This is a genomic window from Candidatus Sodalis sp. SoCistrobi (genome assembly GCF_900143145.1).
In the GTDB taxonomy this organism is placed as follows: Bacteria; Pseudomonadota; Gammaproteobacteria; order Enterobacterales; family Enterobacteriaceae; genus SoCistrobi.
Map to the genome: position 1 here is coordinate 1 of NZ_FRDB01000111.1, position 9,622 is coordinate 9,622.

At 55.9% G+C, this 9,622-nt stretch carries 9 protein-coding genes and 1 pseudogene; 5 read left to right on the plus strand and 5 right to left on the minus strand.

All coding sequences use genetic code 11. The features are described 5' to 3' along the window. Positions 1-227 precede the first annotated feature (227 nt). The gene (locus CINSTRO3249_RS08945) at positions 228-851 is read left to right on the plus strand and encodes a hypothetical protein (RefSeq protein ID WP_074013027.1); all 624 of its coding nucleotides are present in this window, start codon (positions 228-230) and stop codon (positions 849-851) included. A 1,033-nt stretch (positions 852-1,884) separates the two neighbouring features. Here CINSTRO3249_RS08945 and CINSTRO3249_RS16560 read toward each other — a convergent pair. Then, entirely contained in the window at positions 1,885-2,082 is a 198-nt protein-coding gene (locus CINSTRO3249_RS16560; RefSeq protein WP_125933156.1) for a hypothetical protein, read from the minus strand. Between the two features lie 83 nt (positions 2,083-2,165). Here CINSTRO3249_RS16560 and CINSTRO3249_RS08955 point away from each other — a divergent pair. The 3 genes and pseudogenes from CINSTRO3249_RS08955 (at position 2,166) to CINSTRO3249_RS08965 (ending at position 4,622) form a co-directional block, all read left to right on the plus strand. Then, positions 2,166-3,264: pseudogene (locus CINSTRO3249_RS08955) on the plus strand (FUSC family protein). 183 nt (positions 3,265-3,447) lie between these two features. Continuing rightward, positions 3,448-3,792 (plus strand): PTS system regulator TmaR, encoded by a 345-nt coding sequence (gene tmaR, locus CINSTRO3249_RS08960; RefSeq protein ID WP_074013029.1) that lies wholly within the window; start codon positions 3,448-3,450, stop codon positions 3,790-3,792. Positions 3,793-4,058: 266 nt separating this feature from the next. Next, positions 4,059-4,622, plus strand: coding sequence for a hypothetical protein (locus CINSTRO3249_RS08965; protein WP_074013030.1), 564 nt, complete (start codon positions 4,059-4,061; stop codon positions 4,620-4,622). 280 nt (positions 4,623-4,902) lie between these two features. Here the strand turns inward: CINSTRO3249_RS08965 and CINSTRO3249_RS08970 are convergent, their stop codons facing one another. Next, on the minus strand, positions 4,903-5,853 hold the full coding sequence (locus tag CINSTRO3249_RS08970; RefSeq protein WP_074013031.1) for an L-lactate dehydrogenase: 951 nt from the start codon (positions 5,851-5,853) through the stop codon (positions 4,903-4,905). Positions 5,854-6,062: 209 nt separating this feature from the next. Between CINSTRO3249_RS08970 and CINSTRO3249_RS08975 the strand changes: the two genes are divergently transcribed. Beyond that, entirely contained in the window at positions 6,063-6,560 is a 498-nt protein-coding gene (locus tag CINSTRO3249_RS08975) for a DNA-3-methyladenine glycosylase family protein (RefSeq protein ID WP_254304330.1), read from the plus strand. A gap of 337 nt (positions 6,561-6,897) precedes the next feature. Here CINSTRO3249_RS08975 and CINSTRO3249_RS08980 read toward each other — a convergent pair whose 3' ends face one another. The 3 genes from CINSTRO3249_RS08980 to CINSTRO3249_RS08985 all read right to left on the minus strand — a co-directional run bounded on the left by CINSTRO3249_RS08980 (position 6,898) and on the right by CINSTRO3249_RS08985 (position 9,485). Beyond that, a complete protein-coding gene (locus tag CINSTRO3249_RS08980) occupies positions 6,898-8,193 on the minus strand; it encodes an NCS2 family permease (RefSeq protein ID WP_074013032.1) in 1,296 nt (431 codons plus the stop codon). 89 nt (positions 8,194-8,282) lie between these two features. Beyond that, positions 8,283-8,498, minus strand: coding sequence for a hypothetical protein (locus CINSTRO3249_RS16565; protein WP_125933157.1), 216 nt, complete (start codon positions 8,496-8,498; stop codon positions 8,283-8,285). Positions 8,499-8,930: 432 nt separating this feature from the next. Beyond that, on the minus strand, positions 8,931-9,485 hold the full coding sequence (locus CINSTRO3249_RS08985) for a flavin reductase family protein (protein WP_074013033.1): 555 nt from the start codon (positions 9,483-9,485) through the stop codon (positions 8,931-8,933). Between the last annotated feature and the right edge of the window lie 137 nt (positions 9,486-9,622).

The following is a 9,622-nucleotide window of genomic DNA, read 5'->3' on the forward strand; positions in this document are numbered from 1 at the left end:
TGCTCATGCTGAGTTTCCAGCACTAGATTAACTGCCCGTTCACGGACTTCCGGAGAGTAACGTTTGGTCGTTGTCATAGAGACCTCCACTTTTAAAGTATAGACTCTAATTTATCCGGGGTGATTCACCTTGATAAACACCACGGTTTCTCGCTGCCGATAAAGCACCCGGTGATGCGTGGTAAATGGGCGGTGGATCCGGCGTTTGATCGGGCCTAGGACGAGGGCATGACGTTGAGGGTGCACCCGGCGGAACAGGATTTGCGGCTGCGGGTCCAAAAAGGCGCACAGGCGTGGCACAGCGCCTGGCATTATGCCGGCGACGCCAGGTCGCCTTCGTCGCGAGACGACGTACTGGCGCAGTTGTCTGCGTTGGTGCAGTACAATGCCTTGAGTTTGCTGGCCCTTACCCGCTTGCTCAATCCCGCGGGTATCGGTGAGGCGGTCGGGCAGCGTATCCTGTCACAATTCGATGGTGGTCAGCCTGACCGGATAATCTATCAAGGACTTTGGCTACGGTTGGCAAAACCGGCGGTAAGCTTTGAGGTCAGTCCGGGCGAGGGCGTTAATGTCGCGGCAACCTTATGCTGGCCGATTGTTGGTTTTGGACCGACCCCCCGCTGTGAAAATACCCCTGGCGAGCCAGACGGAACGGCGACGTTATCGAGTACCGTACATATTCACTTGCGGGTGAATCAGCACGGCGTCGAGCAGCACAGCTTTACGCTGGGGCCGGCCCGGCTTCTGCTGCGGGAAACCTGGCGCTCTGCCGTCCCGGAACCTTTGCCGGAATTGTCTGCGCGGCCGGGTTCAATATCACCGCTGGTCAATATGATTGGCGAATTCGATTAATGGCGGCCCGCCTTGTGATTGACACCGTTTGCGAATACCGCCTCATCGAGCGACGATAATTCTTGACGGCGCAAGCAAGCAATACCGGCTGGGAAGCAAATTAGGCTAAGGGCGAGATTGAGAGACACCGGCTGGCAATGGCCGCAGCTGGGCTGTCAGGGCTAGAGGGATAAAATGCGTTTTGGGGCCGTGCGGTGCTAACCTCCGGCTACTGACACTCGCCTTATTAGGCCAGCCAGCGAAGAATGAGCGCAACAACTAAAATCCAAAATAATAAGCAAACAATAAATACCCCCCCGCCAAGCAAAATAACGGGTCATCAAGATTCTACTGCGTAATTTGTGTATGGGATGCATAAAACGTAAACCAATATGAAATGTGCTAAACCGGAAATACGATTGACCGGCCGACATCATAAACATACCGACCTAAACCGCAGTTGAATACCAAATAACAATCCTGAAAAGCGTGCATTTAAAAGAAGATAAGACCAAAGCAATAAATGGATTGTTCATCAGCCGGATAATCACGTTTCTTCATGAAACGGCTAAGTTTTTTTGCGGGAGGACTATTATTAAACTGGCCTGGCAGCCATTTGACAATGGCTGTTTAAGTTAAAGTTATTTTTCCTCATATTTAAAACGGCTTTTTACTTCTTTCTCGCGCCACGCAATAGCGCCTTTTTTTGTAAAGCGGAATGTAACCGTTTACTTTTCCATTAGCGATCAGGCGCCTGGCTGCAATCGCCGCCCTCTGACGCTACCCATTTGTGCATTACCGAAACGCCAGACAAACAGGATGCAACCGGCGCGCCACGGGAGGCTGGAGTTTCCTGTGCGCTTGGCATAATGTCCCTCCGATGCCGATGCCGATGCCGATGCCGATGCCGATGCCGATGCCGATGCCGATGCCGATGCCGATGCCGATGCCGATGCCGATGCCGATGCCGATGCCGATGCCGTTGCTTGTGCTACCGGCTGCGGTAACCTCCTGTCAGTGGCTGTCATTGCCATTGATTTTAGCTCCCCCTCGGCTACGTCAGCGTCCGGCTGCGCTCTGCCCATGTGCTGCCGGAACGCTCTGTGACGCTACGGGCTACCGGAATGATCCCTGCAACAGAGTCAACCCGGGCCGGCAAGGGGGCATCAAGATTGAGGAACGACAAGCCCTGCACGCTATTGCGCGGGTAACGCCGCTTGCGCCGCACGCAGAGCGTCGCGGTGTTTTTCACCGGAACTCGGTCGCCAGGCAGAGGGAACACTGCGGGCTAGAACATCATTAGTCTTATAAATGATTTTGTGATTATTGATGTTAATGGCATTCAAATTGACTAAAATAGTTATTTCCTTAGTTGTTGGTTACTCCGGCGGGCGTCTCGACAAAAAAATCTCTCCTCTCGAATACCGTATTTACCAGCATTATCGTATCGCCCATGGCCTGCGCATCGCGCTGGCGTTCGTGCTCACCTTCTTGATCGTGCGTCTGCTGGCGCTGCCGGAAGGCACATGGCCTCTGATTACGCTGGTGGTGGTCATGGGGCCAATCTCGTTTTGGGGCAATGTGCTGCAACGCGCGCTTCAGCGTATTGCCGGCACGGTATTCGGCGCCGCCTCGGGGCTTATCGCCCTGCGTCTGGAACTCATCTCCTTGCCGGTGATGCTGGTCTGGTGTGGTCTGGTCATGTTTTTCTGCGGTTACCTCACGCTCGGCAAACGCCCCTACATGGCGCTATTAATCGGCATCACGCTGGCGGTGGTGTGCGGCGCCGGCGCGGGGGATATGGGCACCGCCCTGTGGCGCAGCGGGGATGTGGTTATTTACCAGTATTTACCCGCAGCGGGCGTTTATCCATTGGCGCATGCAGATGCGCTTTAGCCTGCTGGCCATCAGCAAGATTTATGCGGCGTACATCTCGCCCAACGTCATCGAGCGGCCGCGGCTGGAAGGGCGTCTTAAGACCGTACTGAATGATATCGTCAAAATCCGCGCGCTGCTGACGCCGGCAAGCAAAGAAACCGGCCTGCCGAAACCGGTCATGGAATCGATCCAGACACTGAGCCGCAATATGGTCTGCGTGTTGGAAATGCAGATAGAAGCTTGGTGGGCCTCGCGCGAAAGCCATTTTTTGTTGTTAAACGCGACGTCGTTGCGCAGCACGCAAATCAGAACCCTGCGGACGCTGGCTACGCTGGCGGAAGCGTTGCGTGAGGGGAATCCCGAGCCAATCGTTGCCAATAGCGAGGAGCTGGCCTCCATCGCGGCGGAGCTGCATCAAATGCGGGATCAGATAAATCAGCGTCACCAGATTGAAGCCCCGATTTATGGCTATGTGTGGCTGAGTCTGAAATTAGCCCAACAGCTGGAACAGTTGGCGCAGTTGCTGTGTATCGCACTTCGCCGGCCAATGCCGTGAGCGGCGCCGCGCTCCGGTGGCCGCGCGTTGGGTCGTAGGCCATCCCCGCCCGCGCGCACAGATTTTTGCCGTCGCCAAAAAGCGGGTAGAATAGGGGGCATGCCAAAGTGGTGCATAGCTGCTACTCTGTAAGCACGCAGCATTGCAAAGAATTTAACGTATCAGCTAAGCAAGGAAACTGAAATGGATCACATTAAGCCTTCATTCCACGATGTCCTGGAATTCGTGCGCATGTTTCGCCGCAAAAACAAGCTGCAGCGCGAGATTGCCGACAATGAGAAAAAAATCCGCGATAACCAGAAGCGTGTGCTGCTGCTGGACAACCTGAGCGACTACATCAAATCGGGGATGTCTATTGAGGAAATCCAGGCGATTATTGGCAATATGCGTACCGATTATGAAGATCGCGTTGATGATTACATCATCAAGAACGCCGAATTGTCGAAAGAGCGGCGCGAGCTGTCGAAAAAACTGAAGGCGATCGGGGAAGTCAAGGCGCTCAGCACCGTGATTGATAAACAACCTTAAATGCGGCAAAAGCCGCATTGGAGGTAGAAACTGCTACAGCAGGCCGGGCGCTCCCCGGCCTTTTTTTATCGGGGTATATAGCCTATGACATATTATGATTATTAATTGTTGATCATTGAATATATATAGCTGATGCAGATAAATAAAATAACGCCGCGGCGAAAATGATGATAGCATTATCACCTTGCCTGTTAGTTTAATCACTACCAAGGAGTCAGGGCAGAGAATAATGGGGCTAAGCCACTGAATTAAATTATTGATTTATTATGAATCTTATTACTATTTTTTGTATTGATGACCGGGGCAGATGGAAGTTTCTGAGCCTGACGGAATTTTTACCGGTGCAAAAGGGCGTCAGCGGCGGCCTTGGTTCAAGGCGGATAAGTTCTCTCATGACCATATATAAATATGATCCCGGTATAATATTACGTCAGGTTGTATTAATATTTTTATTGGTGGCATTACTTTATTGGCTAGGGAAATTACCTGGCACATTATCCCCTGCGGAAAAAAAAGGTGCAGCATCGTGCGATATGGCCGAAGCGGTGCCGCTCTCGGCGCTGCGCACTCTTGACCAAGGGGGGCCGGGGATGCTGGCCGTGATGCCTGGCGCGGAGCCATCCTATTCCCAGATACCGAATTATTCGCCGGGTAATGCGCAATTAACCCAGTGGCGCCGGGCGAAGATTAGCCCTGTCGGCGTGTGTTGTCAGAAGTTGTATTGTCGAATAAAGCTAAGGAAGATAATTTTTTTCAACCATATGAAAAAAATTCTGAAACGCGAAATCAGGCAGTTTCTAAAATTTACGCGGCCAGATAAAGAAAATTAAAACGACGTGCCTAATTAATTATATGGCTATTAATTGGATTAAAACCGTTTACCGGCGCACGCATTTTTTTGCGGCGACATCCGATGATTGGCATACGAGAGGGGTGACGAGGGCGGCCGGCATGTGGCTGGCGAATCCGCACGCCGATGGCGTGTTGCCGAAAAGAGGACGCTTCCGGCATAAGGGCATTGCCGCCGGCCACAGAGGCGGGCCTTGCCGCCAGCCACAGAGGCGGACATTGCCGCCAACCAGAGAGGCGGGCATTGCCGCCGGCCGACGATTAAGACAGCAACTTCGCCAGCCGCCGGACGTTTTGCGCAATGACCGCGGCGGATGCGTCAAATTGCCGCCGCTCCTGAGGCGTAAAATCCAGCTCGATAATTTGCGCCACGCCGTCTTGCGACATCACCGCCGGTACCCCGATGGCCAGTTCGCGCTGACCGTATTCGCCATCCAGCACGCAGGAAACCGTCAGCGCGCGGTGGCTGCCGGTGAGAAGATTGCGGCAAATTTCGGCGATGGTGCCGGCGACGCCATACTCCGTGCAGCCTTTCTGAGCATAAATTTCAAAGCCGGTTTTGCGGGTGCGTTCAGCTAATGCGGCAAAATCCAGCGATTGCCCGTTTTTGCCGCGGCTGAATTCTTCTAAGGGCATACCGTATACCGCGCAATGGGACCACACCGGAAATTGGCTGTCGCCATGTTCCCCCACGATAAAGGCATCGATGCTTTGCGGCGCGATATCCAATTCCTCCGCCAAGAGACGGCGAAGCCGGGTGGTATCCAGCCAGACCCCGGTGCCCAGCACGCGATGGCGCGGCAGCCCCGACAATTTCCATACCTGATAGGTAATAATATCGCAGGGATTGGTGGCGATAAGGAAAATACCGCTAAAGCCACCCGCCATCATTTGCGGCACAATTTGCCCGACAATGCCGGCGGTGGCGTCAAGCTCATCCAGCCTGGTCTGGCCCGGTTTCAAACTGCCGCCGGACACGGTAATCACGGCGATATCCACATCGGCGCAATCGGCCACGCTGCGGCTGCTGACCGTTACGCGGCTCGGCATATAGGCCGCGGCGTCGGCCAGATCTTTGCGCTGGCCTTCCAGTCGCGATGGATTAATATCCACCAGAATCAGTTCTTCACCAATCTGCTGGTTGAGCAATGCATAGGCGGCGGAGGCGCCGACATTACCGGTGCCGATGATCATGACCTTGCGTGGCTTCATACAGCGTCCTCGTCTCAATAATTACGGTGACCATGAAGGCCACGCGCAGGCTACGCCTATCAAAGTAAATGAACAATAACATAATGACCGAAATGCTATGCTTATTGCGCTGGCTACCGCCATAGGGTAAACACGAGGACATCATGACGGCACTGTTTTTTGACTACGGGCGCAAAGAAATCGACTAGCTGGCCAGGCGGGATAAACGCATGGCGGAGGCCATTGCCCATTTTGGGGTCCTCCAGCGCGGCATGGTGCCGGATTTGTTTGCCGCGCTTATCAGAAACATCGTCGATCAGCAAATATCCACGAAAGCAGGCTTAACGGTTAACGCTCGACTCCTGACGCTGGCCGGCGCCATAACCCCGCAGCGGCTTGAGGCGCTGCCGGCGCAGGCGATTCAGGGCTGCGGCATGTCGATGAAAAAAGCATTGTACATCAAAGGGGCGGCCAGCGCCGCCATGAGCGGTGAGCTTGATCTTGGCACGATTGCGCAGGCGTCTGATGAGGAGGTGATCGCCACCTTGTCCCGCTTACCGGGCATTGGGGTCTGGACGGCGGAAATGCTGATGATTTTCTCCCTGGGCCGGCCGAATGTGCTGAGCTGGGGAGATTTGGCCATTCGCCGCGGCATGATGCATCTTTACCGCCACAAGACGCTGCCGCGGGAACGGTTCGAGCGCTATCGCCGCCGCTATACGCCCTAAGGTAGCGTCGCGTCGTTTTATTTGTGGGCGATGTCGACGCCGGACTATGCCGCGGGGTTGGCGGTGCGGAAATCTGCGGTGCTTTGAAAAAGGGTGGCGCGGGTGAGGTCAGCGGCAAGGGCTGACGCGAGGCTAGGTTGCTGAGCCATTCGCGCTCATCACGCCGAGGCATTCGCCTCCATCATGCCGACGCGGCAGCGCAGCGGGGAACTTACGGCATGGAGGCGGGCCTGCCTTGGTTTGGCAGCATCGACGCAAGGTCGGCAAGAGAGGGAGGGCGGCGCCACCGTAGGGCGTGCGGACCGCTCCGGCGTGCGCCGGACGGTCCGCTGACGGGTCAGGCGCTTAGCCAGCCCAGCTTGATAACAAATAGCACCGACAGCACAATCAGCGCCACGTTCAGGTCGCGATAGCGACCGGTCAGCAATTTCACCAGCGTCCAGGTGATAAAACCGAAGGCGATGCCGTTGGCAATCGAGTACGTCAGGGGCATGGTCAGGGCCGTTACGGTGACCGGGGCCGAGACGGTGATATCTTTCCAGTCAATTTCCGCCAGACCGGAGGTCATCAGCACCGCGACAAACAGCAGCGCCGGCGCGGTGGCGAAAGCGGGCACGCTTGAGGCCAGCGGAGCGAAAAACAGGCTAAGCAGGAACAGGATACCGACCACAATCGCCGTCAAACCCGTACGGCCGCCGGCGCTGACGCCTGCGGCGGATTCAACATAGCTGGTGGTGGTGGAGGTGCCCAGGAGCGAGCCAAACAAAGCCGCGGCGCTGTCGGCCACCAGCGCTTTACCCATTTTAGGGATATTGCCCTGTTCATCGGCGAGTCCGGCGCGTTTGGTCACCCCGATAAGCGTGCCGGAGTTGTCGAAGACGTCCACGAACAGGAAGGCGAAGATCACGCTCACCAGCGAAATGTCCAAGGCGCCACGGATATCCAATTGCATGAAGGTCGGCGCGATTGACGGCGGCATGGAGACTACCCCGGCAAACGGGCTGAGGCCCACCGCGATGGACAGAAAAGTGATCGCCAGAATACCGATTAATACCGCGCCCGGGACCCGCCGCGCTTCCAGCACCACGATGACAATGAAGCCCAACATGGCCAACAGCGGGCCAGGCCGGGTGAGATCGCCCAGGCCGACCAGCGTCGCCGGGTTATCCACCACGATACCGGCGCCCTGCAGCGCGATGATAGCCAGGAAGAGACCGATGCCCGCGGCAATCCCCGAACGCAGCGGCAAAGGGATGCTGGTGATAATCCATTCACGGATTTTGAAAATCGACAGTGCAAAGAAAATCAGCGCCGACAGGAACACCGCGCCCAGGGCGATCTGCCAGGTGTAACCCATGTGCAGGACCACGGTATAGGTGAAAAAGGCGTTCAGCCCCATACCGGGCGCCAGGGCGATGGGGTAGTTGGCGATGAATCCCATCAGCATGGAGCCAATCGCCGCCGCAAGACAGGTGGCGACAAACACCGAACCCTTATCCATGCCGGTGGCGCTGAGGATGGTCGGGTTGACGAACAAAATATAAGCCATTGCCAAAAAGGTCGTCAGGCCCGCGACAATCTCGGTGCGTACCGTGGTGCGGTGGGCCGTCAATTTAAATAATTTTTCCAACATGTGTTTTAATCTCTGAGAAGATGTCTGCACTGCCCAAGCAATCGTTATGCCACTCTTCTGACACCGGCGCAGGACAGAAAAAAACCCGATTAAGGGTGATTAATCAGGTTCTCAACGGGCATGAAGGTCCCGCAGGCATTAACGCTCAGCGCGGAGGCGATAATGCGGTGCGGCAGTGTCACCCTGCTGGTGCCGAAGCACCAAATCAGGGCAAGCGCCCCCGGCCTGGCCGAAGTGGCGGCGGCGGGTGACTGACATGCCGGAGCGGCCACATCATATCGCCGGTAACGCTCAACGTCGATCATATTCTCCGCCACGGCAAGATATTCTGCCGTCGCAGAGGGGCCATGTGCCCGACGGCAATGCCGAGCGGCGGCGCGGTAGCTTAATCCTTGTACGAAAACGGTTGCGCGGATAACTCTACCCGGTGACGAACGCGGCGGCATGGGTAGCTTAACCCCAGGGGCGAAAGTGGCGGCGTGAAGAGCTCAACTCCGGTAACGATAGCCGCGGCGCGGGTAGCACAACCGCCGTGACCAACGCGGCGGCGCGGGTAGTTAAATTCTCGTTACGAACATGGCGCCGTGCTAAAGCGCTGGCCGCTGACCAAGGGGTGTCCAGGCTAGGTCCTGGTGCGCAAATATTGCGGCCCGCGCAGCGGTCCGGCGCGGGGGGGCTAGCGGTAATAGCGCGGCGCGCCGTACCCGGATAATCAGGCGGGGGCAGCGATAGGGGTGTTACAGCATTTCGGGTTTAAACTGACCGCGCCGGCTGATGATATTCCCCGCCACCATAAATACGCCCTCGCCGGTATAATGCAGCGTCTGCGGGTGCTTCGGCCGCGCGGCGACATGGGCTTTCACTATCTCGAAGATAAAAAAATTGTAGCGGTCCACCAGTTGATCATCAAACAGGCGACACTCGAAGCAGGCGTGACATTCGGCGATTAGCGGCGCGCTGACCCGTTCTGCCTTCAGCGGTGTCAGATCATTTTCCTGGAATTTGTCCACCTCGGCGCCGTGGCTGTTACCTATCTTCACCACCTTATCGGTCAGATCGGTGGTGGGCAGATTAATAACGCATTCGCCGCTGTCTTGCACCAGAGAGAAACTGTGATTACCGGCGGCAATCACGCAGCCCAGCAGCCCAGGGGAAAATTCCAGCATCGTATGCCATCCCAGCGTCATAATGTTGTTCTGGCCGCGGCAGTGCGAAGAGAGCAGCACAATAGGGCCCGGTTCCAGATATTGACGCGCTTTTTCCGTTGGGAAATCCCGTTTGCGGCTGTTCATCGATAGTCTCTGAATCACCCCGGATAAATTAGAGTCTATACTTTAAAAGTGGAGGTCTCTATGACAACGACCAAACGTTACTCTCCGGAAGTCCGTGAACGGGCAGTTAATCTAGTGCTGGAAACTCAGCATGAGCA

Coding starts and splice junctions, on each gene's coding strand:
- CINSTRO3249_RS16565 (WP_125933157.1), bottom strand. CDS start 8,498: ATGATCGACGTTGAGCGTTACCGGCGATATGATGTGGCCGCTCCGGCA.
- CINSTRO3249_RS08965 (WP_074013030.1), top strand. CDS start 4,059: ATGAATCTTATTACTATTTTTTGTATTGATGACCGGGGCAGATGGAAG.
- tmaR (WP_074013029.1), top strand. CDS start 3,448: ATGGATCACATTAAGCCTTCATTCCACGATGTCCTGGAATTCGTGCGC.
- CINSTRO3249_RS08970 (WP_074013031.1), bottom strand. CDS start 5,853: ATGAAGCCACGCAAGGTCATGATCATCGGCACCGGTAATGTCGGCGCC.
- CINSTRO3249_RS08985 (WP_074013033.1), bottom strand. CDS start 9,485: ATGAACAGCCGCAAACGGGATTTCCCAACGGAAAAAGCGCGTCAATAT.
- CINSTRO3249_RS08945 (WP_074013027.1), top strand. CDS start 228: ATGACGTTGAGGGTGCACCCGGCGGAACAGGATTTGCGGCTGCGGGTC.
- CINSTRO3249_RS08975 (WP_254304330.1), top strand. CDS start 6,063: ATGGCGGAGGCCATTGCCCATTTTGGGGTCCTCCAGCGCGGCATGGTG.
- CINSTRO3249_RS08980 (WP_074013032.1), bottom strand. CDS start 8,193: ATGTTGGAAAAATTATTTAAATTGACGGCCCACCGCACCACGGTACGC.